Source organism: Brevibacillus sp. HB1.2 (genome assembly GCF_013332495.1).
GTDB classification, from domain to species: Bacteria; Bacillota; Bacilli; order Brevibacillales; family Brevibacillaceae; genus Brevibacillus; species Brevibacillus porteri.
On sequence record NZ_JABMIU010000001.1, the window covers coordinates 783,212 to 808,353 of the forward strand.

At 48.7% G+C, this 25,142-nt stretch carries 30 protein-coding genes; 4 read left to right on the top strand and 26 right to left on the bottom strand.

The features are described 5' to 3' along the window. Nucleotides 1-211 precede the first annotated feature (211 nt). From recN to dxs, 5 genes are all read right to left on the bottom strand, one after another. A complete protein-coding gene (gene recN / locus HPY28_RS03565) occupies nt 212-1,936 on the bottom strand; it encodes a DNA repair protein RecN (protein WP_174230078.1) in 1,725 nt (574 codons plus the stop codon). Between the two features lie 16 nt (nt 1,937-1,952). Further along, on the bottom strand, nt 1,953-2,402 hold the full coding sequence (gene ahrC, locus HPY28_RS03570) for a transcriptional regulator AhrC/ArgR (RefSeq protein WP_017248017.1): 450 nt from the start codon (nt 2,400-2,402) through the stop codon (nt 1,953-1,955). A gap of 5 nt (nt 2,403-2,407) precedes the next feature. Beyond that, nucleotides 2,408-3,265, bottom strand: coding sequence for an NAD(+)/NADH kinase (locus HPY28_RS03575; RefSeq protein ID WP_069844630.1), 858 nt, complete (start codon nt 3,263-3,265; stop codon nt 2,408-2,410). Nucleotides 3,266-3,393: 128 nt separating this feature from the next. Next, nucleotides 3,394-4,212, bottom strand: coding sequence for a TlyA family RNA methyltransferase (locus HPY28_RS03580; RefSeq protein WP_017248015.1), 819 nt, complete (start codon nt 4,210-4,212; stop codon nt 3,394-3,396). Then, the gene (dxs, locus tag HPY28_RS03585) at nt 4,209-6,095 is read right to left on the bottom strand and encodes a 1-deoxy-D-xylulose-5-phosphate synthase (RefSeq protein WP_017248014.1); all 1,887 of its coding nucleotides are present in this window, start codon (nt 6,093-6,095) and stop codon (nt 4,209-4,211) included. The genes HPY28_RS03580 and dxs overlap by 4 nt, the downstream gene beginning before the upstream one ends. A 248-nt stretch (nt 6,096-6,343) precedes the next feature. Here dxs and HPY28_RS03590 point away from each other — a divergent pair, with 248 nt between their 5' ends. Continuing rightward, the gene (locus HPY28_RS03590; RefSeq protein WP_174230079.1) at nt 6,344-8,038 is read left to right on the top strand and encodes a M3 family oligoendopeptidase; all 1,695 of its coding nucleotides are present in this window, start codon (nt 6,344-6,346) and stop codon (nt 8,036-8,038) included. 54 nt (nt 8,039-8,092) lie between these two features. Here HPY28_RS03590 and HPY28_RS03595 read toward each other — a convergent pair whose 3' ends face one another. The 21 genes from HPY28_RS03595 to HPY28_RS03695 form a co-directional block, all read right to left on the bottom strand. Next, a complete protein-coding gene (locus HPY28_RS03595; RefSeq protein WP_174224774.1) occupies nt 8,093-8,995 on the bottom strand; it encodes a polyprenyl synthetase family protein in 903 nt (300 codons plus the stop codon). Then, entirely contained in the window at nt 8,995-9,246 is a 252-nt protein-coding gene (xseB, locus tag HPY28_RS03600; protein ID WP_017248011.1) for an exodeoxyribonuclease VII small subunit, read from the bottom strand. The genes HPY28_RS03595 and xseB overlap by 1 nt, the downstream gene beginning before the upstream one ends. Continuing rightward, nucleotides 9,215-10,597, bottom strand: a complete 1,383-nt coding sequence (gene xseA, locus HPY28_RS03605) for an exodeoxyribonuclease VII large subunit (protein WP_017248010.1) — start codon at nt 10,595-10,597, stop codon at nt 9,215-9,217. Before xseA ends, xseB begins: the two co-directional genes overlap by 32 nt. Nucleotides 10,598-10,710: 113 nt before the next feature. Continuing rightward, nucleotides 10,711-11,565 carry a bifunctional methylenetetrahydrofolate dehydrogenase/methenyltetrahydrofolate cyclohydrolase FolD gene (gene folD / locus HPY28_RS03610; RefSeq protein WP_017248009.1) on the bottom strand — a complete coding sequence of 285 codons (855 nt, stop codon included), beginning with the start codon at nt 11,563-11,565 and terminating at the stop codon, nt 10,711-10,713. An 88-nt stretch (nt 11,566-11,653) separates the two neighbouring features. Next, nucleotides 11,654-12,616 (bottom strand): tRNA (adenosine(37)-N6)-threonylcarbamoyltransferase complex transferase subunit TsaD, encoded by a 963-nt coding sequence (locus tag HPY28_RS03615; protein WP_173621552.1) that lies wholly within the window; start codon nt 12,614-12,616, stop codon nt 11,654-11,656. Between the two features lie 18 nt (nt 12,617-12,634). Next, nucleotides 12,635-13,039, bottom strand: a complete 405-nt coding sequence (gene nusB, locus HPY28_RS03620) for a transcription antitermination factor NusB (protein WP_069844622.1) — start codon at nt 13,037-13,039, stop codon at nt 12,635-12,637. 47 nt (nt 13,040-13,086) lie between these two features. Then, a complete protein-coding gene (locus HPY28_RS03625; RefSeq protein WP_017248006.1) occupies nt 13,087-13,299 on the bottom strand; it encodes a DUF2273 domain-containing protein in 213 nt (70 codons plus the stop codon). Nucleotides 13,300-13,311: 12 nt separating this feature from the next. After that, the gene (amaP, locus tag HPY28_RS03630) at nt 13,312-13,869 is read right to left on the bottom strand and encodes an alkaline shock response membrane anchor protein AmaP (protein ID WP_026043028.1); all 558 of its coding nucleotides are present in this window, start codon (nt 13,867-13,869) and stop codon (nt 13,312-13,314) included. A gap of 152 nt (nt 13,870-14,021) precedes the next feature. Beyond that, the gene (locus HPY28_RS03635) at nt 14,022-14,438 is read right to left on the bottom strand and encodes an Asp23/Gls24 family envelope stress response protein (protein WP_017248004.1); all 417 of its coding nucleotides are present in this window, start codon (nt 14,436-14,438) and stop codon (nt 14,022-14,024) included. A 70-nt stretch (nt 14,439-14,508) separates the two neighbouring features. Then, a complete protein-coding gene (accC, locus tag HPY28_RS03640; RefSeq protein ID WP_174230080.1) occupies nt 14,509-15,864 on the bottom strand; it encodes an acetyl-CoA carboxylase biotin carboxylase subunit in 1,356 nt (451 codons plus the stop codon). 16 nt (nt 15,865-15,880) lie between these two features. Next, a complete protein-coding gene (gene accB / locus HPY28_RS03645) occupies nt 15,881-16,381 on the bottom strand; it encodes an acetyl-CoA carboxylase biotin carboxyl carrier protein (protein ID WP_017248002.1) in 501 nt (166 codons plus the stop codon). A 207-nt stretch (nt 16,382-16,588) separates the two neighbouring features. After that, nucleotides 16,589-17,263 (bottom strand): SpoIIIAH-like family protein, encoded by a 675-nt coding sequence (locus HPY28_RS03650; RefSeq protein WP_069844620.1) that lies wholly within the window; start codon nt 17,261-17,263, stop codon nt 16,589-16,591. 13 nt (nt 17,264-17,276) lie between these two features. Continuing rightward, nucleotides 17,277-17,972 (bottom strand): stage III sporulation protein AG, encoded by a 696-nt coding sequence (gene spoIIIAG, locus HPY28_RS03655; RefSeq protein WP_173621551.1) that lies wholly within the window; start codon nt 17,970-17,972, stop codon nt 17,277-17,279. Between the two features lie 31 nt (nt 17,973-18,003). Next, a complete protein-coding gene (gene spoIIIAF / locus HPY28_RS03660) occupies nt 18,004-18,681 on the bottom strand; it encodes a stage III sporulation protein AF (protein ID WP_017247998.1) in 678 nt (225 codons plus the stop codon). 8 nt (nt 18,682-18,689) lie between these two features. Further along, a complete protein-coding gene (gene spoIIIAE / locus HPY28_RS03665) occupies nt 18,690-19,886 on the bottom strand; it encodes a stage III sporulation protein AE (RefSeq protein ID WP_174224779.1) in 1,197 nt (398 codons plus the stop codon). A gap of 16 nt (nt 19,887-19,902) precedes the next feature. Continuing rightward, complete coding sequence (gene spoIIIAD, locus HPY28_RS03670; protein ID WP_017247996.1) at nt 19,903-20,292, bottom strand: stage III sporulation protein AD; 390 nt, start codon at nt 20,290-20,292, stop codon at nt 19,903-19,905. A 13-nt stretch (nt 20,293-20,305) separates the two neighbouring features. Beyond that, a complete protein-coding gene (gene spoIIIAC / locus HPY28_RS03675; RefSeq protein ID WP_007725726.1) occupies nt 20,306-20,509 on the bottom strand; it encodes a stage III sporulation protein AC in 204 nt (67 codons plus the stop codon). Nucleotides 20,510-20,525: 16 nt separating this feature from the next. Beyond that, the gene (gene spoIIIAB / locus HPY28_RS03680) at nt 20,526-21,044 is read right to left on the bottom strand and encodes a stage III sporulation protein SpoIIIAB (protein WP_017247995.1); all 519 of its coding nucleotides are present in this window, start codon (nt 21,042-21,044) and stop codon (nt 20,526-20,528) included. After that, a complete protein-coding gene (spoIIIAA, locus tag HPY28_RS03685) occupies nt 21,032-21,994 on the bottom strand; it encodes a stage III sporulation protein AA (protein WP_174224780.1) in 963 nt (320 codons plus the stop codon). The genes spoIIIAB and spoIIIAA overlap by 13 nt, the downstream gene beginning before the upstream one ends. Nucleotides 21,995-22,140: 146 nt before the next feature. Continuing rightward, nucleotides 22,141-22,614: a CD1247 N-terminal domain-containing protein gene (locus HPY28_RS03690; RefSeq protein WP_069844615.1), complete on the bottom strand. Its 474-nt coding sequence runs from the start codon at nt 22,612-22,614 to the stop codon at nt 22,141-22,143. Nucleotides 22,615-22,693: 79 nt separating this feature from the next. Continuing rightward, nucleotides 22,694-22,957 carry a YqhV family protein gene (locus HPY28_RS03695; protein WP_017247992.1) on the bottom strand — a complete coding sequence of 88 codons (264 nt, stop codon included), beginning with the start codon at nt 22,955-22,957 and terminating at the stop codon, nt 22,694-22,696. Between the two features lie 149 nt (nt 22,958-23,106). Here HPY28_RS03695 and comA point away from each other — a divergent pair, with 149 nt between their 5' ends. From comA to HPY28_RS03710, 3 genes are read left to right on the top strand one after another with little or no spacing between them, the layout of a single operon-like run. Beyond that, nucleotides 23,107-23,928, top strand: a complete 822-nt coding sequence (gene comA / locus HPY28_RS03700) for a phosphosulfolactate synthase (RefSeq protein ID WP_173621549.1) — start codon at nt 23,107-23,109, stop codon at nt 23,926-23,928. Beyond that, the gene (locus tag HPY28_RS03705) at nt 23,919-24,635 is read left to right on the top strand and encodes a 2-phosphosulfolactate phosphatase (RefSeq protein ID WP_017247990.1); all 717 of its coding nucleotides are present in this window, start codon (nt 23,919-23,921) and stop codon (nt 24,633-24,635) included. Before comA ends, HPY28_RS03705 begins: the two co-directional genes overlap by 10 nt. A 36-nt stretch (nt 24,636-24,671) precedes the next feature. Then, nucleotides 24,672-25,133 carry a DUF441 domain-containing protein gene (locus HPY28_RS03710; protein WP_048035783.1) on the top strand — a complete coding sequence of 154 codons (462 nt, stop codon included), beginning with the start codon at nt 24,672-24,674 and terminating at the stop codon, nt 25,131-25,133. The last annotated feature ends 9 nt before the right edge of the window (nt 25,134-25,142 follow it).

Genomic DNA, 25,142 nt, shown 5'->3' on the forward strand with positions numbered 1-25,142 from the left:
ACCTACAAAACAAAACGGTCAGGTCCGTTTTGTTTGACCGCAAGCGGTCATGAGGGACACCTCCACCTTGTGTACCTTTAATGTTGCCACCAGCCAAGCGGATTATGTCAGGAAAATAACCCACTCTGAACATTAGAAAACCAAGCTTCACCAAGCCCTTGGGAGGGCATTGCTGCACTCTTATCAACGAAAAAAAGACTGCCAACTAAAATTAGCTGACAGTCTTTCGTTCACGACCGAGGAGGATCATCTCGCGTGCATGTTCTTCTGTTTTCGCTGTTACCTCTGCCCCGCTTAGCATGCGAGCCAGCTCCGTTACCCGTTCATCATCAGACAAACGATGCACCAGCGTCTCCGTTTCATTCTCGCTCATTTCCTTTTTGATCAGAAAATGCGCGTCTGCCATGGATGCGACCTGGGGTAGGTGCGTAATGCACAGGACTTGGCGCTGCCCAGCGACTCGGGCGAGTTTTTCTGCTATCGCTTGAGCGGCTCTTCCGCTTACACCCGTGTCGACTTCATCAAAAATAAGGGTCTCCACTTGATCCGTACCCGCCAAAATCGTTTTGATGGCCAGCATGACACGAGACAGCTCCCCGCCGGAAGCAATCTTCGCCAAGGGACGCAATGGCTCACCCGGGTTAGGTGAGATTAAAAACTCGATCTGATCCATTCCGTTCGCATCTACGAAGCGCTTGATTCCGTCGATTTCTACCCCGTCATCATCCGGCGTCTGTCTGACGTCGATGGCAAAACGAGCCCGCTCCATGTGCAGTTCTTTTAGCTGCTGCTCGATTTCTTGTGCGAGTTTTCCTGCACATTCGGAACGAATAACCGACAACTCCAATGCCTCCACCGCCAAATCGGCTGCAAACTCCTGTAATTGCTTTTCCACCTGCTGGAGGCGGTCTTCGTAGTGATGCATGTCATCCAATTCATCCTGAATCGTGGCAGCGTACTCCAAAATATCGTCTACACTTTTGCCATACTTGCGTTTTAACGACTGGATTTGATCAAGACGGCGTTCTACTTCTGCCAGCTGCTCCGGTTCAAAATCCATTTGGTAAGACAATTGACGAAGGTTATGTACCACATCTTCTATCTGGTAGTATGCCGATTGGACCATCTCCAAAATCGGAACGAGCTGTTCTTCGTAGTTCACACCACGCTCAAGCTCTCCCATCGCATGCCCTAACCAATCCATGCCTTTTTGGTCACCATGCAATGCGCGGTATGCATCTTGAATCGTTGAATAAACTTTTTCAATGTTCATCCATTTTTTCCGCTGCTGCATGAGCTTCTCATCTTCGCCTGGCGTGAGAGTTGCCGCCTCAATTTCATCCAGCTGATATTGCAATAGATCGATGCGCTGTACCAGCTCCCGATCATTACGCGCCATACGCTCCAGATCTTGCTTTGTTTTACGGTAGGCAGCATACAGCGTACCGTACTCTTGCTTCGCAGATCCCAAAGCGGCCTCCCCATATGCATCGAGCCAATTGATATGCTTGTCTGACTGCATTAGCATATGCGTATCGTGTTGTCCATGCACCGTAACCAGCCATGGCCCTAACTCACGCAGCATAGCGAGAGTTACGAGCTGGCCATTAATTCGAATGATACTCTTCCCTTGATTCGATATATCTCGGCGTACTACGAGCATGCCGTCTTGCTCAATCTGGACACCGACATTCTTACAAACGTCAAGTCCAGGGTGACCAGGCGGCAATTCAAACAGCCCTTCCACTTCTGCACGAGGCTCACCGTATCGGACAAAATCAGCCGAAGCCCGGCCTCCTAACAACAGTCCTAGCGCATCGATAATGATGGATTTACCGGCACCAGTCTCACCTGTGAGGATGTTTAACCCTTTTTGGAAAGAGACTGTCACTGATTTGATGATGGCAAAATTTCGGATCGAGAGTTCCACTAGCATCGCAAGCGACCACCTTCTACAACATTTCCATTAAGCGTTTCGTCACTTCATTGGTATTTTCTTTGGAACGGCAAATAATCAGGATGGTGTTGTCGCCACTGATTGTCCCCATGATTTCTTCCCACGGAAGGTTGTCAATCAGTTCAGCTACCGCATTCGCATGTCCCGATAGTGTCTTCAGTACAATAAAATGATCAGCTTGGTCAATGCTAATAAAGGAATCCACAAGCATGCGTTTCAGCTTTTGCAGTGGATTGAATTTTTGTTCAGCAGGCATTGAATACTTATATCGTCCATCAGGGAGCGGCACTTTTACCAAGTGTAGTTCCTTGATGTCTCGGGATACAGTCGCTTGCGTTACGTTAAAGCCAGCAATCCGCAAGCGGTCCACCAGATCATCCTGTGTTTCCACCTCTTGATTGCTGATGATATCCCGAATTCGAATATGTCGTTGCCCTTTGTTCATATGGATTACTCCCATTCCCCTTGTAATTTCGTTCGTATTGCTTCGAAAAAGCCACCTTTTTTCCACTTAATCAGCGGGGTAACACACGGTGACTTTTTAATGTAAATCTGATCGCCGCCCTCGAGTCGATATCCAAACTGCCCGTCTATGGACAGTCCCATCTCTTGATGAATGGCATCTACTTCGACCCGGATCGTTTGATTGCCTGACAGTACCATTGGCCGGGCCGTCAAGGAATGAGGAGCCACTGGCGTCAGTAATAGCATGTCCACATTGGGCGCCACTATAGGGCCGCCTGCAGAGAGTGAGTATGCCGTTGATCCTGTTGGCGTAGAGACAATGACACCATCTCCGCTGAACGTCGCGACGTACTCATCATCCAGAAAGACCGCACATTGAATGATTCGGCAAAATGACCCTTTGGCAATGCCTATATCATTCATTGCCGTGTATGTCCCCAGCGTGGTTCCTTTTCGCACCAAACAAGCTTCCAGCATCGCTCTCTTTTCAATGTCGTACTTTCCAGAAAGGAGATTGTCTACAGCCTGAGGCAGATGCTCCGGTTCCGCTTCCGACAAAAAGCCCAACGTGCCTAAATTAATTCCAAATATCGGGATCGAGTGACCGGCAAGCTGGCGAGCAATTCTGAGTAGCGTGCCATCGCCCCCTAATACACAAACCAAATCCGCCTGCTTCCCCATCTCTTCTACAGATGCGCCCAGCTCTGGATGCCCTACATCTGATGCGACATGTTCATCCAGGAATACGTGCGCCCCTCTGTCCTCAAGTAAATACAGCAGTTCCCGTGCAACGATACGTGCTTCAGGTTTTCCTTTGTTCGCTATGATTCCAATTTTCTTCACGTGGTCCACCCCAAAACTGGTTGGTTGGAAATCCTTCTTGAACAACCTCATATTCAAGTATACAACTTCACATGCATAAATAAAAAGCCTCGATTGTGACAAAACTCCCGAGGCTTTGGTTTTTTATCCTATTTCAAATTCGCATGTGCAGAGGCAACTACCTCTGTTACGCATTGCAACCATGCTTCCGAATCCATGCCGCCCTCACTTTTCTGGACATGCATAACAAATTCAATGTTTCCTTCTCCCCCTGTAATTGGAGAGTAGTCCAAGCCCTTTAGCGCGAAACCCAATCCACTGGCAAATTGACCGATGTCAGTCAGTACGCTCTCGTGTACTTCTGGATCACGGACGATTCCATTCTTTCCGACTCTATCCTTGCCGGCTTCAAATTGAGGCTTAACCAGCGCAACGACGTCACCGCCGTCGAGCAGAAAACGGTACAACACCGGCAAAATCAATCGCAATGAAATAAACGATACGTCAATCGATGCCGCGTTTGGACGTTCATGTTCAAAAGCTTCCGGGTCCATATGACGGAAATTTGTCCGTTCCATGACGACCACTCGTTCATCCTGTCGCAAGGTCCACGCGAGCTGTCCGTACCCGACATCAATAGCGTATACAAGTCGCGCACCGTTTTGCAGCGCACAGTCCGTAAATCCGCCCGTGGAGGCCCCGATGTCCATCATGACACGATCCTTCATGTCGATCTCAAAGACACGCAATGCCTTTTCCAACTTGAGGCCACCCCGACTCACATACGGGTGTACCTCGCCCTTCACCGTAATCGCAACATCCTCGGCAAATTTGGTTCCCGGCTTGTCACAGCGCTCGCCAGCTACTTGCACAAGGCCTGCCATTACGGCTGCTTTTGCTTTTTCTCTGGTCTCATAATGGCCTCTCTCGACCAAGAGAACATCAACCCGTTCTTTTCTTACACTCATGCTTCCACTACGCCCTTCGAAATTGGCATCAAGGATCGGACACGAGCAGCGATATTATCAGCTGTGAGCCCTACCTCTTGCCGCTGTTCTTTCACACTTCCATGCTCAACAAAATAATCAGGTACCGCGACAACCTGTACATTCATGCCGTGATAGCCTGCACGATTGTAGCATTCTATGACAGCGCTGCCGAATCCGCCCATTTCACAGCCCTCTTCGACCGTAATGATATCGTAGCCTTCCTTCGCCAGACGGTACAAAAGCTCTTCGTCCAGAGGCTTGCAAAAACGTGCATTGACCAGCATCGGTTTGATTCCTTCTTCTTGAAGCTGATTGACAGCCGCCTCAGCAATTTCAAATACGTGACCGAACGAGAGAATCGCCACGTGTTTGCCTTCTCGTACAATCTCCGCTTTTCCGATTGGCAGCACTTGCAGATCATCATCCATTTTGACGCCACGAATCGGTAATCGCGGATAACGATAAGAGATCGGACCGTCTTTATATTCCACTGCTGTCTTCATCATGTGACGCAGCTCATTTTCATCCTTCGGTGCCATAATGACCATATTTGGAATGATGCGCATGAATGCCACATCGTACATCCCTTGGTGTGTCTCCCCGTCTGCTCCGACGAGCCCAGCACGGTCAACAGCGAAAATCACGTTGAGTTTTTGGCGCGCGACATCGTGGACCAGCTGATCATAGGCTCTTTGCAAAAAGGTCGAATAAATCGCAAAGACCGGCTTCAAGCCTTGTGTCGCTAATCCTGCCGCAAATGTACATGCGTGCTGCTCTGCAATCCCAACGTCAAACAGTCTGTCAGGGTACTTCTGTCCAAATGGGATCAAGCCTGAACCCGCTGGCATCGCAGGGGTAACAGCTACGATCGAATTGTCTTCATCTGCGAGCTTCATCATCGTTTCCGCAAAAACAGACGTATACGTTGGTGCAGATTTCGGTGTATCACCTGACTCGATTTTATACGTACCGATACCATGCCACTTGACTGAGTCGGCTTCAGCTGGCGCATAGCCTAGTCCTTTTTTCGTGATGGCATGAATCAAAACAGGGCCTTTTGTATGCTTGGCTGTCTTTAATGTATCGAGCAACAGCTCCATGTTATGTCCGTCGATTGGGCCAATATACGTAAAGCCGAGCTCTTCGAAGAGAACGCCAGATACGAGCAAGTACTTCATGCTGTCCTTGAAGCGTTCAGCCATGTGAGCCAATTTGCCCCCTACAGCCGGAATGGATTTCAACAATCCTTCGACTTCATCCTTCGCCCATTGATAGTTCTCCGTCGAGCGAATTTTCCCCAAGTAGTTATGCAAGGCCCCAACGTTTGGCGCGATGGACATTTCGTTATCATTTAACACAACGATGACATTCTTACGCTCATGACCGATGTGGTTCAAGGCCTCCAGAGCCATACCACCTGTCAGCGCACCGTCACCGATGACTGCAATGACATGATTCTTTTCCTTTTTCAAGTCCCGCGCAGTCGCCATCCCCATTGCGGCAGACAAAGACGTACTGCTATGTCCGGTTTCCCAGACGTCATGCGGGCTTTCTACCATTTTTGGGAACCCACACAGACCTTTATACTGACGCAAGGTCGGAAACATCTCCCGGCGTCCTGTCAGCATTTTATGTACGTATGCTTGATGTCCGACATCCCAGATCAGCTTGTCCTTAGGACTGTCAAAAACATAGTGCAGCGCTAGCGTCAACTCGACGACTCCCAGATTCGGCGCGAGATGACCACCTGTTTTCGATAGCGTCTCGATTAGAAACTGACGGATCTCGGATGCCAATGTATGTAGCTGCGGTTGCGTGCACTTTTTCAAGTCTTGAGGATCATTTATAGTAGTAAGCAGCATTGGTATTCCTCACTTTCCACTGTTCGTTCTCCGGCGATTGTGCATGCTGCATATCAATCAAGCCACTAGAAAACCCGGCTTTCCTTATTGCTATAGCCGATTTCGCTTATTTTCAGCTTGATTCATTATAACGGTTTCTTAATAAAAACACCACTTTTCATCAACATATACGAATATGAAGGCGATACCTTGCATTTTCTGGTAAGATGATTTTGAATACATACTCCGAACAAAAGAGGTGGACGTCCGTGAAGTTCTCACAAATTCAGTATGAGCGCATGGATATGGACAAAGTTGAAGGACAATTCACGCAATTATTGGAAGCGTTTCAACATGCTGCAAGCTTCCCTGAGCAAGATACGATCATGGCTCAATTGAACAAACTGCGACAAGAAGTGGAATCTGCGCGTAATGTCGCACAAATCCGCCACACGATCAATACAGAAGATCCTTACTACAAAGCAGAGCAGGACTATTGGGATGAAGCAACTCCTTTGTATACCGGAATCGTTTCCCGCTACTATCAGGCAATCGTCGATTCTCCCTTCCGCGCTGACTTGGAAGAAAAATGGGGAGCACAGCTGTTTCGCATCGCTGAGAGCACACTCCGTACATTTTCGCCAGAAGTTATCACTGATTTGCAGGAAGAAAATCGTTTGGCTAGTCAATATGTCGCTCTGAAAGCTTCTGCCAAAATCATGTTTGAAGGAGAAGAGCGAAACCTTTCAGAGATGATTCCTTTTACAATCGCGAAGGATAGAGACATGCGCAAACGCGCTAATGAAGCGAAGTATGATTATATGCGGCAAAATACGGACGAATTTGATCGCATTTACGATCAGCTCGTCAAGGTACGCACACGCATCGCCAAAAAACTCGGCTTCAATAGCTTTGTGGAGCTAGGCTATGCACGTATGAACCGTTCTGATTACAACGCAGAAATGGTAGCCAGTTTCCGCCAACAAGTGCTTGCGCACATCGTTCCAGTAGCATCAAAGCTCGTTGAACGTCAGCGCCAGCGCATTGGTGTAGATACACTTGAGTATTACGATCTTTCCTTTGATTTCGCTACAGGGAATCCGAGCCCGAAAGGCCCGCCGGAATGGATTGTGGAAAACGGGAAAAAGATGTATGCCGAGTTGTCACCTGAAACCGACGAATTTTACAACTTCATGCTGGACAATGACTGTTTAGATCTATTGAGCAAAAAAGGAAAGGCTACAGGCGGCTACTGTGAATACATCAGCCAATACAGGCTCCCCTTTATTTTCGCCAATTTTAATGGTACATCCGGTGATATTGACGTACTTACGCACGAGGCAGGACATGCGTTTCAGGTGTATGTAAGCCGAGATTTTGAGGTCCCTGAATATCATTTCCCAACCTACGAGGCGTGTGAAATACATTCAATGAGCATGGAGTTTTTGACCTGGCCATGGATGGAGCATTTTTTCAAAGAAGATACCGATAAATACAAATTCTCTCATCTGAGTAGTGGACTCCAGTTCATTCCGTACGGCGTGTCTGTTGATGAGTTCCAGCATGTTGTCTACGAGCACCCAGATATGACCCCAGCAGAGCGCAAACAGGCTTGGCGTGAAATTGAGCGCAAGTACCTCCCGCATCGCAATTACGCACAGAATGAGTATCTGGAGGATGGCGGGTTCTGGCAGCAACAAACGCATATTTTTCAAAGTCCCTTCTATTACATCGACTACACACTGGCCCAGATTTGCGCGTTCCAATTTTGGAAACGGTCTCAATCTGAGCCAAAGCAAGCTTGGGAGGATTATTTGACGCTTTGCCGCGAAGGTGGCAGTAAGTCATTCCTCGAACTGGTACAAGTGGCGAAGCTGTATTCTCCATTTGAGGGCGACAGTATCCCATCAGTGATTGGCGAGATTGAACAATTTTTAAATAGCATTGACGATAAGAAGTTGTAATTAGGTAGGTATGCAAAAAAGCTGGCATTTCCCGTATGGGTTGCCAGCTTTCACTTATTTATTACGATCACGCACGTAGTCGGCCAAAGGGCTGAGTGCAGAATTCTCGATTCCCGCATCTGCAAGCGCTGCTTTTGCCTCCGCAATCAATTCGGTAAGACGCGCCTTCGATTCGGCTAGACCAAGAAGCGATGGATACGTCGCCTTTTCCCGATCCGCATCGCTGCCAACTGCTTTCCCCAGCTCTTGGGCATCTCCTTCCACATTCAAGATGTCATCCTGAATTTGAAAAGCAAGACCAATGCAAACACCATAGCGTGTCAATGCTTCCATTTGTCCTTCGGATGCTTCTGCGAGGTAGCCTCCCCCGCGCAAGGCTGCGATCAAGAGATCACCCGTTTTGTGACGATGGATAAATTCGAGCTGATCGAGGGTAAGGCGCTTACTCTCCCCTTCGATATCAGCCATTTGTCCACCGACCATGCCAGTTGCTCCTGCACGTTTTCCCAGCTCCGCAATCAGTTTCACGGTAGTAGCCGCTGAAACATCAGCGCGATCCATGTAAGCTTCTGCAATGTATGCGAACGCTCTCGTCAGCAAGGCATCTCCTGCCAGGATGGCTGTTGCTTCACCGAATACTTTGTGATTGGTTGGTTTTCCGCGACGCAGATCATCGTCGTCCATCGCAGGGAGGTCATCGTGAATCAAGGAGTACGTATGTATCATTTCCAAGGCAGCCGCAAATGCCACACCCCGTTCAATCGGCTTGTCCAATGCTTCGAGGACCGCCAACACCAGCATGGGACGCAGCCTCTTTCCGCCTGCCATGAGCGAATACTTCATGGATTCGTACAAGTTTTCCGGAACTCCTTGCTGCTCAAGGGCTGGCAGGAGTCTTTGTTCTATATAAGCGGTCTTTTCCACCAAATAACTCTCGAATGTATGCACGCCGATCATTATTCTCCTTCCACGCGAAAAGCCTTCTGCTTTACCTGCCCGTCTTCTTCTACCAACTGGGTAATCTTCGCTTCGATTGCATCCAGCTTTTGACCACAAATTCTGGAAAGAGTTACTCCTTCCTGATATAACGTAATCGCTTCTTCGAGGGGAATATCGCCTTCCTCGAGTCGATTGACGACTTCTTCCAGACGCTTCATCGCTTCTTCAAACTGCATATCAGTCTCTTGTTCTGTTTTCTTGCGAGCCACTCTTCTTCTCCTCCTCCCGCTTCACTTTTTCCACACGCGCAGTCGCACTGCCATCACTTAATCGTACCATGATCTCATCGCCCGGGGCAAACTGTTCCACCGATTTTACGAGTCTGTCATTGGTGTATACAAGTGAGAATCCACGCTGCATGACCTTCAGCGGACTCAGTGCTTCCAAAGTAGCTACACGAGCTGCGAATGCCATTCTTTTTTGGTTGAGACGACCCAGCATCCGTTCGTCTAGGGTGGCCCGGAGTATAGACAGATTTTTTCTTTTATCCCCGATTTGATCGGCGAGGCGATAGCGCTTGATCTGTTCATCTAATCGCGTATAGCGTTCGCGTCTTCTTTCCAGCAAATGCTTCATCGATTGACGCATCCGCAAATGCGCCCGATCCAATCGTTCAGACGCTTCCTCCAGCCTCCGCTCCGGTTGGCGCATCGCATATGCATTGCTCAAGCGTGTCAAACGGTTTCTCTGCTCTGTCATGGTACCACGCACTGCTCGATGCATCCGTATTTCGAGCTGCCGCACTCTCTCGACCCATTCCAAATAATGCGGTACAGCCAATTCAGCTGCCGCTGTCGGTGTAGCTGCACGGACATCTGCTACGAAATCGGCGATCGTCACATCCGTCTCGTGTCCAACAGCGGAGATGACAGGGATGAGTGATGCAGCAATTGCCCTCGCTACGTTTTCATCATTAAACGCCCACAGCTCCTCGATAGAACCACCACCGCGCCCTACGATGAGAACATCAATGTCAGGCTGATCGTTCATAATCCGAATAGCGGAGACAATCGATGCAGGTGCATCCGTACCTTGGACAACGGCTGGTGAAAGTACGATCTCTGCTTGTGGATACCGTCTGCGAATCGTCGTGCAAATATCTCGGATGGCTGCTCCTGTGGGAGAAGTGACGACACCGACACGTTTGGGAAAACGCGGGAGCATCCGTTTCCTCTCCGCTGCAAACAACCCTTCTTGAGCCAATTTTTCTTTTAGCTGCTCAAATGCTAAATAAAGCGAGCCGAGACCATCTGGCTGCATCTCTTTGGCGTACAGCTGATACGCGCCGTCCCGTTCGTATGCAGAAATAGACCCGCGTACAATCGCTTTTGCTCCATCTTTGGGCAAGAAACGCAGGAAGCGGTTATAACTTGCAAACATGACGACTTTGATGCGTGACTGCTTGTCCTTCAGCGTGAAATACATATGACCACTGGAGTGGTGGGTAAAATTGGAGATTTCCCCTCTCACCCATATATCTTGCAGGTGGGGTTCCTGTTCCAGCACCAGCTTAATATAACGATTGAGATCACTCACTGATAAAATATCTTGTAATGCCATGCGGCCCCTCCTTTACAAAAAACTTGGCTTTGCCGTGCATGTAACAAAGACTATACAAAAGAATGGATAAAGCTTATGCCTTATCCATTCTATAATAAGTTGCCGATTTTCTTCTATTGTTTTGCTTGCTTTTTCGCTGCCGCAACCGTATTTTTCAGCAGCATTGTAATCGTCATCGGGCCAACACCGCCAGGAACTGGGGTTAAAAAGCTAGCCACTTCTTTGACCTCGTCAAACTTGACATCTCCAACCAGCTTACCCGTTTCGATGCGGTTCACACCAACATCAATGACGACAGCGCCCGGTTTGACATGCTCTTTGCCGATCATATGAGCCCTACCAGTTGCAACGACGAGGATGTCTGCCTTTTGGGTGTATTCCTCGAGATTTTGCGTGCGAGAATGACACATGGTTACCGTAGCATTTTCCTGTTGCAGTAGCAATGAGACCGGTTTTCCAACGATGTTGCTGCGTCCGATCACCACTGCATGTTTGCCTGCCATTGAGGTGCCTGTGCGCTTGATCAATTCAATAATCCCGTGCGGCGTGCAAGGAAGCAGCGTGTCATTTCCCAATACCATATTTCCTACGCTAATCGGATGGAAACCGTCCACATCTTTTTCAGGAGCAATGGCTTCAATTACCGCATGCTCTGAAATATGAGCGGGAAGAGGAAGCTGAACCAAAATCCCATTAACGTTCGGATTTTCGTTCAACTGTTGAATGATAACCAACAACTCTTCCTCTGTGATGTCCGCGTCCTTCATGATGATCTCGGATGAAATACCGACTTCCTCGCAGCCCTTTGCTTTACCACGCACATAGGAGTGAGAAGCCGGGTCGTCTCCCACAATGACAACGGTCAAACCCGGTACGATCCCTTGTTTTTTCAATTCAGCTACTTCGTTCGCCAATTCGGCCCGAATACTCTGTGCTACTTCTTTTCCCTGGAGAATGGTTGCAGCCATGGAGAAAATGCCTCCTTTATCAACGTCGATACGTTAAGTGTACCGATTTCCCCCTCCGCTGTAAAGCCGAATTATAAAAAGTTCTCATTTATTTAATGTTCGTTTTTTGCTTCATCCACCCCAACATAGCGACTCCATAGGCATTATCACCGGAGTAAACGGGGTCACAGAAGTACAGCTTCGCCTTCACGGCAGGGTGTTCCAGGCGTTTGATCAGCCGCTCACGTATGTAATAATTAGCAGCTACTCCTCCAACAATCAAGATGTCCTTCGGGTAGCCTTGCTCTACTGCATGACGTAAGGACTTCTCTAGAGTATTGGTAATACATTGCTCTGTCGCCCGCGCAATCTCAGCAGGGCTCGTACTTCCCTTCTCCACTTCACGCAAAAGCGAAGCCTCTGGACCAGAAAAACTAAAGGAAAGCCCGTCAACCGCCGAAGAAACCCGAAACGCTCCAGTTGAGTCCTTAGCTAATTGCTCCAATGCAGGACCCGCAGGAAAGGACAGACCGAGTGCCACACCAATCCGATCAACCAGCTGCCCAGCGTGCAGATCGATCGTCCCACCGATTTTCTCAATGGCATAACCGGCTGCATGACGCTCGCACAACAACAACTCGCTGGTGCCTCCAGACAAATGTACGGCCAAAAAGCGATCCTCTATCGGACGCACCTCAGCGGTATATTCCCCCGCCGCGATATGCCCCTCTTGATGAGTCGTCAAGTGGAGGGGAACGCGCAAATAAGTCGACAACGATTTCGCCAAACCCTCTCCTACCTTAAATACAGGCATATACGATCCGTCTTGCGGACGCGGCTTCTCGCTCACGCAAATCGCTGCAATCTCGTAATCCTTCCACTTCATCTCTTCACTTAATTCCGGCAGGTTCATCACATGCTGAAAGACGGCTTCGGATTGTTGCAGTCCGCGCTTGCCCTCCTTTACTTTCAGAAGGCGTTTTGCTTCTGCGACAATTCGGCCGTCTTCCTCAGCCAAGCACAGTGATGTCCGGTAATTGCTCGTGTCGATGCCCAACATTACCTTACTCATGCTTGTATCTCCTACCTATTACGCCTGCTTGGTTTCACGCGATTGCAAGAAGCTCGACAATACACCGTTAATGTATCGGTGGGACTGCTCGTCGCTAAAGAGCTTCGCGATCTCAATCGCTTCGTTCATCACGACTTTGTCAGGAGTGTCTTGCTCGAACATGATCTCGTAAAAAGCCAGACGAAGAATAGCGCGATCTACATTGGCGATGCGTTCCAATTGCCATCCACGCAAATACTTCTTGATTTCCGAATCAATCTCAGTCAAGTTTTTCAATACACCGTCGAGGAGATATCGCAAGTACTGCGCATTTTCCTCAGATTCTTCCATGACGAGGGCAACCGCATCCGTTAGCGGAACCTCTGCCATATCGATTTGGAAAAGACATTGAACTGCTTTTTCTCGTGCTGTTCTTCGTTTCATACCATTCATTCACCTACTAATTAGATTGAGCTCGGACCTTCTTTATGTCACCGAAACTTGCCTGGCAAAATCTTGTCGAGTATCTCACGCAAGTCTTCTTTATGATCGAGCTTGCGACCAATATAATAACCGGTCCCGACAAACACAACAAAAACCAGTGTATCCCAAAATCCCACGAGAAGGTAGATGATGCCGAAAAAAAGTCCGGCCAAAACCCCCATTAGCTTCCCCTTGTGTTCCCACATTAACTCCCTTACCATGGACTTCACCTTCTATTCCACCCGTTTACGAGCCGCGTAGTTTTCCTGCTGAGCTACTTCCGTCACGACAATGACCACCTCGGAAATGACAACCCCAGCAATCCCTTCGACTTGCTCCTTCACGTCAGCCTGTAGCTTCTGTGTCAGTTCAGGTAATGGCGTTTCTCCATCTACCGAAACACGCAGAGTGATAATATTGCCGCTCTCGAGTGCTTTGACTGTCGTTTTCATGTCGCGCACTCCTTTCACTCGGCGGGCTGCACGCTCTGCAATTGTCTGGATCGTCTGAATCGTAATGTTGACCTCACCCAAATCACTGCGCTGACGGATTCCCCGTTCTACTTTAGGCTTGTTAGAGCGGAAAGAACTGAAAAAGAAGCGAAGGCTGACTACGAGGAAAATAATCGCGACAATGAGATAGGTGATGTTCGTACCCGCCAGTATCTGATCCACGTACGGACGGAAAAAATCTGGATGGATCAATCCGCTGGTCGCTGCTATCGCGATGCAGGACAACACAATAAGCGCAAAGCTATAAATCGTCAAGATAAAACGGTCAAACAAGTTCACAAGCACCTCTCCTTTCAGCCATGTTTGAAAAAGGAGACAAACACGGCACGCTCCGGAACACTCCATGAATTTACGCTGAAAGCCTAAACAAAATCACGTTTTCAAATGAGGAAAATGCCCCCTGTTCGTAGGGGGCATCCATCCGCTGCTTGTTAGCGCACGCGCTGGTGTTCTTCAACCGGTACTGGTGCCGGTGCTTTTTCTTCAGCTTTCAACTCAACATCAACGATATGTACGTTTACTTCAACTACCGAAAGCCCTGTCATGCTCTCAATCCCATTGCGTACACTATCTTGAATATTTCGAGCGACTTCCGGGATGCGATGTCCGTATTTGACAATGATAGACACATCAACCGCTGCTTCTTTGGAGCCAACCTCCACTCGAACGCCACGAGCTATATTTTTACGGCCTAAACGTTCAGCTATTTCTCCTACGAAACCGCCGCTCATTTGTGCTACGCCTTCTACTTCGGACGCAGCCATGCCGGCAATCACTTCCAACACTTCGGGAGCGATCTGGACCTTACCAAGTTCTGTTCTATCTAAATCTGGAGTAAACTCTTCCATGCTTCGCACCTCCCTTTAGATTTGTATTTCATTATACCAAGCACACCGTATTTTTACAAATCAGCCCTACTTACTCTTCATCCAGCTTCAAATCGTAGGTTTCCAAGAATTTCGTATCGAAATGACCGCTGACAAATACTTCATGCTCCAATACCTTCAAATGGAATGGAATTGTCGTCGTAATACCCTCTACGACGAATTCACTCAAGGCACGCTTCATACGTTCAATCGCTTCGTTACGATCCTTGCCCCACACAATCAGCTTGGCGATCATAGAGTCGTAGTATGGCGGAATGGAATATCCCGCATACGCTGCACTGTCTACGCGCACACCAAAGCCGCCTGGCGCCAAATATTCCGTGATACGACCTGGCGAAGGCATGAAGTTTTTCGCAGGATTCTCAGCGTTAATACGGCATTCAATAGCCCAGCCATCCATTTGGATATCCTCTTGTGTAAAGGACAATGGTTGCCCTGCCGCTACGGTCAGCTGCTCCTTGATCAGGTCAAAGCCAGTCACCAGCTCGGTTACAGGGTGCTCTACCTGAATACGCGTATTCATTTCCATAAAGTAGAACTTTCCGTGTTTATCCAGCAAAAACTCGACAGTGCCCGCACCATGATAGGAAACGGCTTTTGCCGCCGCAACAGCAGCTTCACCCATTTGTCGGCGCAGCTCTTCACTCAATGCTGGAGATGGCGCTTCCTCGATCAGCTTTTGGTGACGACGTTGGATGGAGCAGTCGCGCTCACCCAGGAATACGGCATTGCCATGCTTGTCGGCCATGATTTGAATTTCTACATGTCGTGGGCCTTCCACGAACTTCTCCAAGTAAACCCCTGGATTTCCAAAAGCCGTTTTCGCCTCGTTTTGCGCCTGACGAATCGCTTTTTCCAAATCTTCGTCGTCAATGGCTACGCGCATTCCGCGTCCGCCGCCACCCGCTGTTGCTTTGACCATGACAGGATAGCCAATCTGGTTTGCGGTGACTACAGCGTCAGCCACATCTTCGATCAGTCCTTCCGTACCTGGTACAGTAGGTACACCTGCCGTTTTCATCGTATCCTTAGCTGTGGACTTGTCCCCCATCTTCACAATTGCTTCTGGGTCTGGACCGATAAAGGTAATGTTGCAGGCGGTACAAATCTCGGCAAAGTCGGCGTTTTCTGCCAAGAAGCCATAACCAGGATGGATGGCGTCTGCCCCTACCTTGGTCGCTACACTCATGATGTTTGCTATATTCAAATAGCTTTCCTTAGATGCCTTTGGACCAATACAGTAGGCTTCGTCGGCCAGCTTCACATGAAGCGCTTCACGATCCGCTTCGGAGTAGACGGCGACCGTACGAATGCCCAGCTCGCGGCATGCCCGGATAATACGCACGGCAATTTCCCCGCGATTGGCAATCAATACTTTTTGAAACATTCCGCTCTCCCCCACCTTATTCTGGCTTCACCAAAAACAATGCTTGGCCATACTCAACCAATTGACCGTCTTCTACAAGCACTTTCACGATCTCGCCGCTTACTTCTGCTTCGATTTCGTTAAAGAGTTTCATAGCTTCCACGATGCAAACGACTTTGCTCGCAGTCACTTTGTCACCAGCTTGTACATAAGCCGGCTTGCCTGGTTCTGGTGCGCTATAGAAAGTCCCTACCATTGGAGATACAATCTTGTGGAGATTGGCGTCATCCGATGCTTGTACAGCTGCTGCTTTCGGAGCTTCTGCTACGACTGGCGCTGCCGCAACAACTGGCTGAGCCGGGATATGTGCTACTGGTGCTGCAACAGGAGCTTGAACCGCTGGTTGCGTGACGACAATCGTTTCCGTACCATTGGATTTTTTCAGAGACACCTTGGCACCTTCTGTTTCCAAGTTAAATTCTTGAATGGAAGATTGATCAATTAACTTAATAATTTCGCGGATTTCATGCATTTTCATTACGAACAAGCACTCCTTCTTTTCTTTCAATAAGGTTCGTGGAGTCCATTATGTATCCTTTTGGCAAACCATAAATCCATGGTAGCCTGTTGCCTAAACCACGTCAAGAAAGGATTTCCCCGCTTCTTTTCCAACGGAAGCGAGAAAATCCTTACCATCATGCCCGTTTCTCCTATCCCTTATAACGAGAAACTACCGCAGCTTTTATTAGGATGACTTGTATTGTACGTTTATGTTTGTCGCCGGGATATTCAAGTGCTGCTTCACGTTTGCAATGATTTCCACAACCTCGTTGGCGCTCAATTTATCTTTTTGTACAAGGACTGTCGCCTTGTCATTTTGGACAGTAACGACCGCATCCTGATAGCCACTCGCCTTGAGCATTTCTTCTGCAGTCATTGTAGCACTTTCCATGTTGGACAGTTCTTCAAACTTAGCCATCGCTTCTGCTACTGCCTGCGGAGAGGACTCCGTGCTATTTACGATTGCGAGCTGTTCGTCTTTTTGTTGCTGCAGCATGGCTTCGCGTTTCATTTTGTAGCCTTGGAAGATTTCACTCGCCGTTTCCGCTACTGGGACGACCGTGTTCGTAGCCGCTGGTTTCGCTTCTGGCGCAGCAGGAGTTTTGGCTTCCTGCGTGCCATTTTTTTCGTCTACCGGAGTTGCCTTTGGAGCTTGATCGACAGGAGTTGCTTGTGGGGCGTGATCTACTTGCTTCGATTCAACAACCACGCCAGAAATTTGCTCTTGTTTCTGGACGGCTTGCTCTTTTCCTGATGTTGGGACCTGTTCTTGCGGCCCCTTCACCAAGTAATATCCGGAGAGCACAACCATGACAGCAAGCATTGTCAACAACCATACCGTTTGCTTTCGCAGAATCATTCGCCATTACCTCCTACCCTTTTTTGGGCAAAATGGATATTTTATAAGCGGGTACATCCAAAACCTTTTGAACGGCTTCAGTGATCCACGCTTTAACCTGGATGTTATCGGCCCCTTTAGCGACTACCAGGACCCCGCGGACTTTCGGCTTCAACGTCTTCACAATGACGGGGGCATCTTGCTTGCCGCCTTGCACGATGACGACCTGCTCATCTCGTGACTGGTCATTTTGATTGCGGGTTGCCTTTTCTTTGTCCATTTCCTGATTGGTTGAGGAACGAATGTTACGATTTTTTTCCACAACCAGCTCTGGCGTTGATTCCAGATTGACCATGACCTCTACTTCGCCGACGCCGACAACAGAAGCGAGGATATCGCGAAGCTGTGTTTCGTAAATGTTTTCATATTCTGCAATGATGTCGGTAGTCGCTGATCCCCCCAGCACCTGGGAAGTTGAATCGCCTCCAGGAGGACCTGGCGCCTCACTCCCTATATCTCCAAATCCGAGTGGCTGATCTTTTTCCACTCTGAGGAAATCCGTCAAAATCATGATGGCTATCCCTACTCCCAATATGACGATGAAATAATGCAGCGGCTTTAGTTTTTGGTTTTTGCCCTTGCTCCCCACCACGATTTTCTTTTCTTCCTGCATCGTTTCGCCTTGTCGCTTCATAAACAGACTTTTCAGCTTTTCCCACAATTGGTTCATGGTTTTCACCTCGCTTCACTGACAGTAGCCGCTACTGTTTCTCTCTTTCTCTCGATTCGTCTTTGATGACGACCTGACTCTTCGAAAGCCCCCACTCTTTGGCGACATCGTTTGTGATTTGCGCGTAAAGTGGGTTGTCATGGTGAGTTGTTGCTGCAATATCTGATTTGGGATCAGGTTGTATTTCAATGGGCTCGCCAATCGTAATCTCAACAGGCTGGACAGGTTTAATCGGTTCAATCGTGCTCTGCCCTTTTTGCTCTTCCTTGTTCGCGTCACCGACTACCAACTCGATTCGCTCAAGGGTTGGCTGTTCCGGATTTTGCTGATTGACGGTAATCGTGACATCTTCGACTGTTACGCCGTACTGCTCTTTGACACTGGCTTTTACCGAGGACGCTACCTGTGACTGTACGTAAGCGGTCATCTGTTGGTTTTGTTGACCGAGCAGCTTGTCAGTGATGCGTTTCCACTCTGCCGAAGCAGGCTTGTTCAGCTCTTGTTGGTAGCGATCCAGACGAAAGGCCAAATCTTCCTGCGAGAGGCTGAACAGACTAAACACGGGAGAAATGATCGTCAGCAAGAGAATCAAGCCCATCACCATTTTTACGTAGCGTTGCAATGTCGTATTGGGCAGGATCAGATCGAGGAAGGCAGCCAAAAGGACGAGCAGGATAATTTTTTTCAACCACAGTGTTAACCACGTCATTTCATCACCTACCGAACCATCATGGAGATGTTGCCCGCCGCAATAATGATCGTAATCGCCAGAAAGAACATCAAGCCGACTGTCGCCAAAGCAGCAAAGACGAACAAAAGACTTTTCCCAATCGTACCTAACGCACTGATGATTGGGCTGTTTCCAAGCGGTTGGAGTACGGCAGATGACAGATTGTAGATCAGAGCCAGTACCAGTATCTTCAAAGCCGGAAACGCGCATAGCATGATCAGAATTAAAACTCCTGCCAAGCCGACGGCATTTTTGACAAGTAGCGAGGCATTGAGTACAGTATCTGCCGCATCGGAGAACACACGACCTACAATCGGGATGAAATTGCCCGTGATGTATTTCGCTGTTCGGAGAGTAACCCCATCCGCAACAGCTGAAGTCGCTCCCTGTATGGAAATGATGGCGAGAAAAATCGTCAGAAATGAGCCAAGGACACCCATTGCAATATTGCGAAGTAAGGTCGCTAACTGTGTGACTTTGTACCTCTCTGAAAACAGGCTGACGATAGAGAGCATCGCAGAGAGAAACAGAAGCGGAAACACGACATAAGAGATCATCATGCCACTGGTGTTGATCATGAAGATAATCAGCGGGTGAAACATAGTGGCGGATGCCAGATTGCCTACCGAAGCAAGCAGCGCGATGACGAGTGGGATCATGGCTAGCATGAAATCAGACATGTTCGCGATTGCATCTTTGGCATAGGTAATGGCGACATGAAAGCTGTTAATTGCGAGTACCATCAAGACGAGATAAGTAATCGAGTACGCCACTGTCGATACCGCATTGCGTTCAAAGGCGTTCTGCATCGTTTCGAGAATCATCGCGAATACCGTAATGATAATGATGGAGCTGAGCAGCTTGCCATTCATCAAAATCTCATGAAAGATGAATTTGCCCATTCCTTGCAGGACTCCTGAAATACTGAGGTCACCTTGCTGCATGAGAATTTGGATAAAGCCTTCCGATTTCAAGTCGGGCAAGTACCCTTTATAGTCGCGCTGCAACTGATGCCAATACTGTTCGACTCTGTCTAGTTGCAAGTGATCGACCTGTTGTTGCACAATTTGATTGATCGGACCGGCCGCAGGTGTCACAGCGGGTGTCACAGCAGCAGACACGGCAACTGGAAACAAGGCAAGAAGCAGGAACAAGAACAGGATCAGCTTGCAAGTGTGTGCCATGGACATCCCACCTCCCTTATGCCGGCAACAAATCGATCACTGTTTCGATAATGATTTGGATGATCGGTACAGCCATAACCAGTATGAGGACTTTTCCAGCGAGCTCGATTTTCGAAGCTATCGCACCTTGTCCAGCATCTCGGGTCATCTGTGCCCCGAATTCAGCAATGTAGGCAATTCCAATGATTTTTAGAATCGTTTCCAGAAACACAAGGTTCAAATCTGCTTGAACTGCCAATTTTTCCAAAACTCGAATGACATCTGCTATTTTTCCGACGAGAAAGTAAAAGATGATGACTCCGCTCGCGATCGCCAGCAAAAAGGCGAACATCGGCTTCTGTTCCTTAATGACTAGCGCGAGAATGGTAGCCACCAGTCCTAGTCCGACAATTTGTACAATCTCCATCTGGAGCCCCTCCTCAGTTGAACAGGAAGACGCGTTTTACCTCGGAGAACAGATCACCGATGTAATGGGACACCATGTACAGGACAATGATGAATCCGACTAGAGTTGCCCAATGCGCAATATCTTCCTTGCCCGCCTGCTTCAGGACTGTATGCAGGATGGCTGTTATGAACCCTACTGCTCCTATCTGGAAAACAGGTGTCAAATCAAAATCCACTGTGAACACCTCGCCTTTAGAACATCAGGATGACGACCAAGAGTCCACCTAAAAAGCCCAAACTCTTGTACATTTTTTCGTACTTTTCCTGTTCTGCACGAGCCTCCTCTTCCAGCCCTCGCAGGTGGGTGACAGCTAGGCGCAAATGCTTTTGCTGGTCTTCCCGATCGGATGATCCAAGTACCTGACCTAGACTCTCCAGCACCTCTCGCTCTTGTCTGCGCAAAGCGGTTTGGGCCCAGAGTCTATTCATTGCTTGTTGCAAGGCTTCCTCAGCCGAATGCGCCTTTTCTGTCTGCAAGAATTCAGCTGCCAGTAGAAATACTTTCCCTACCTCTTCGGAGACGCGATGACCGACCTTCACAAAAGCCCGCTGTAATGGAGTCATCCCGAACACGATTTCCGTTTCGAGCATTTGCAGAGCAACGAGCAGTGCCCGAAGCTGAACGGGACGATTCGCGTAATACTTGCCGATCTGCCAACCAACCATCGACGCTGAAAACAGGATGAGTACGGCTCCCATCAGCTTGACCATGCAACTTTCTCCTTTTCAACCAGGTTCATGCTTTGATCGTAGATGGCCTGGATTGTTCCAACACCTTTTGCGCGGCTGAGTACGATATAGCGGGAAAAGGCACCATATCGAATCAGCTTGCCCAGCATGGGGCGTTCGGCTACTTCCTTGACGCTCGCTCCATGTGCCGAGCAAATGACGGCTACCCCTGCATGAATCGCTTCCCAGACTGCATCGCCATCCTCCGCTCTTCCCACCTCGTCCACAATCAGAACATCAGGAGACATAGAGCGAATCATCATCATCATCCCTGCAGCTTTTGGGCAAGCATCCAGCACGTCCGTTCGTGGACCGACGTCTCGTTGAGGAACCCCTTGCAAGCATCCCGCCAACTCAGAACGCTCGTCCACAATTCCTACCTTACGACTTGAAGACCACTCGCTCCCATAGCTGATGGTTCGCGCCATATCACGCAACAAGGTTGTCTTCCCGCATTGGGGTGGGGAGATGAGCAGCGTGTTCAGCAATTTGCCATCCTCAAACAAATACGGCATGATCTTCTTGGCCGCGCCTTTTTTCTCGCGGGCAATCCGGATGTTGAAGCTGGTCACATCTCTGATTCCCTTCACTTCACCTTTGTCCAGCACCACTTTCCCCGCAATGCCAATGCGATGGCCGCCAACTACCGTGATGTAACCCCTTTTCAACTCTTCTTCCAAGGCATAGAGAGAATGCTGGCTGACCTGGTTTAAGAGCTTTGCAGCCTCTTCTGCTGAAAATAGCCAACCTTGCGCGGGTATCGAGGTGATTTGCCCCGACGTTGTCACATAGCTAGATTGTTGGCCAAACCGGACTTCTAGTGGTTGGTTTTGCCGAAGCCGAATCTCTTCCAAATTCTCTCTTACCGCGATAGGAAGGGCCGTCAAAATCGTGCGTAAAGTTGCTGGCAGAATCGCCAAAATTTCATTCATCCGGTACCCTCCTTTTGCAGCATTCTGCCTTTGTACACGTTGTCTTACCTCCATCCTATGCTGAGGTGGACGAGATTTATGCAAAAAAAATAGCTTGCTCTCGTGCTAGAACGCGAGTAGCAAGCTTTTCCTATAAAGCTCATGGATTATCTGTTTTTCTTGTTATCCACCGGCTCTATTACATAGTGTCGGTAGCCTTCCTCATCTTTGCCTTCGTGCAGATAGATTTCTTTTTGGCAGCTAGGGCATGCAAACTCGTAGGTCGTATCGAGATGGGGATCTACTTGTACTTCATACAGATGTGCGTCTTCATCATCATCCAAATCGTACAAAGTCGCGTACTCGTCGTCATCGTCCTCACAATCGACAACGGTTTCGTACAAGTCATCATCATCTTCAAAAAGGTAGAGCTCAATGTCCTCTAAGTCTTCATCCAAGGCCTCCACATAATCCTCTGCCTCTTCCACTCGCGAGTGAAGCTCTCGTAGTTGACCCTGTACCTCCCCTAGAATCTCAATCATCTCTACCATAATTTTTCCTTCGGGGCTCTTCTCCCCCACTTCCAACCCATCTGCCAACCCTTGCAAGTATGCGATTCGATTCGCCAATGATTCTGGCATCCACATTCCCTCCCATCCAATCTCTCCCACATATCGTTCCCCATCGTGATAGCATTTACCAATGGAAGGAAATGGGTAACTACTTGCGGACACCAATCAAGATGCAGGAGACCCCGACCAGAATCCAGGCAATTTTGGCAAAGCTAACCCGATCCGACATGCCTAATAAACCGATCGTTGTAGTGGTGATCAAGATGATTGGCCCGACAATCGCAAGACCTGAATTAATGAGCAGAGCTTTTTCGACCTGGTTCACTTTTAAAATGAGCAAAGCTGCAATGATCTCGATACTACCTGAGAAGACCCTAAGCGCCGCCATACCCATAATTGCTTTTTCCAACATACCGTCTCGTCCTCCCCTCCTTTCACTCTATGCCTGTACCACATCATTTCAGCACTTTTTGCATTTCCTCTATAGGCTTTTGCCCTCACTCCTCCCCTCCGCTGGGCATACACTGAACCATACGCCTAGAAGAAATGAGGAACTTGCCGATGGTAGAGTGTGATCAATCGTTTTTGCCTGAAAGCTGGGCAAACCCGTCCGGGCAAATACGAGAGAAGCCCCGTGCGAAGGGCTTAACCATGGTCATTGACAAAGGCCTTGGGCTTACCGCTTATTCCGACTTGTTAGCACTGGCTGCTCCCTATATCGATCTATACAAACTCGGTTTTGGCACCATCGCTCTGTATCCGCTCGAAATACTCAACCAAAAATTGACCCTCGCAAAACAAAATGGCGTACACATCATGCCAGGAGGAACTTTTTTTGAAATTGCTATCCGTCATAATACGATTGCAGATTATATGAAGCTGATTCGCACTCTCGGTTTTACTGCGGTAGAAATATCCGATGGAACGTTCCCTTTATCCTTCTCACAGCGTCAAGAAGCCATCAATTACGCATTAGACAATGATCTGGTGGTCTATACTGAGGTCGGAAAAAAAGCGGCCGATTATCGCGCTTGTCGAGAAGAATTGCTGGAGACACTTAGCTTCGACCTGCACAACGGTGCCAGTCACGTTATTGTCGAAGCGAGAGAGAGTGGTACTGTCGGCGTATGCGACGGGGACGGCAATATTGACGATTCCTTCGTTCGAGATATTGTCTCGGCGGCCAAAGAAAAAGCCTCCCGCCTGATCTGGGAAGCCCCACAAAAAGATCAACAGGTCTGCTTCATTAAGGCCGTTGGCAGCGACGTAAATCTCGGAAATATTGCCTATACGGATGTATTCTCTGTGGAGACGCTACGGCGAGGATTGCGCGGCGATACAGCCCTACTCATGGAGAGAGGGGGGTTTTATCCGTGCGAATAGAAGTGGTGCCGACCGTGGAAGAAATTCGTTTTGAACAGATCAGTAATCATGTTGTCATTGTCATCGATGTGCTTCGAGCCTCCAGTACGATTGTCACCGCATTAGGCAATGGATTTCGTAGCGTCATCCCGGTCGAAACCATTGGGCAAGCGAACTCGCTGCGCGCCAACGACTGTATTTTGGCTGGTGAACGCCACTGCAAGAAAATCCCGGAATTCGACTGCAACAACTCACCAACCGAAATCGCTTCTCTGGGGAAAACGGGGAGCCAGCTGATTCTCACTACGACGAACGGGACTCGCGCGATCCAAAAAGCAGAACGTGCCTCTGCACTCTTGATTGGCTGCTTCTTGAATGCCACTGCATGCGTGCAGCACGCTCTTTCGTTTCATCTCGATATTACGCTGTACTGTGCAGGTACCCGGTCGGAATTCGCTTTGGAAGACGGTCTGGCTGCCGGCTTGATGATTGTCCAGGCACAACAATCGTTACCGAGCATCCAAATTTGTGATCTGGGTGAAGTTCTAAAAGCGAGCTATCTTTACTACGCAGGAAAACTGAGCGAGCTGTTACCCCACACAACAACAGGAAAAAGGCTCGTCCAGCATCATCTCGCAAGCGATATACGGTACTGTGCTCAAGTAGATCAGTATCAAATCGTTCCCTATATCAAGGAGAAACGCATACTCCCACACCTTGTCTCATAATGTGAAAGGAGAACAGGGACAGGGGTTATGATGCCAATGATGTCTGGAGAAGTGATGCTCGTCATCCTGATCGTTATCGGTCTTATTGGGCGCTCACCAATTATTGCGACTGCCGCGAGTATATTGTTGGTGTTGAAGCTAACGGCGCTAGAGCGCTTTTTCCCTACGGTGGAACGCCGTGGGCTCGAGCTAGGCCTGCTTTTCTTGACGATTTCCGTACTGGTTCCATTCGCCAGCGAAAAAATATCGTGGAAGGACGTCACCCCACTATTCACGACGGTAGTCGGACTGACAGCACTAGCTGGTGGAGCCATTGCCACCTGGATGAATGGAAAAGGACTTGATCTGCTAAGGTCTGAGCCGCAAATGGTTGTCGGTCTGGTCATTGGCTCAATCATTGGCATTGTATTTTTTCGGGGCATTCCCGTCGGACCTTTGATGGCTGCTGGCATTACGGCGTTTGTGTTGAAGCTGTGGGAATGGTTTGGCAGCAGATAAAAATGAAAT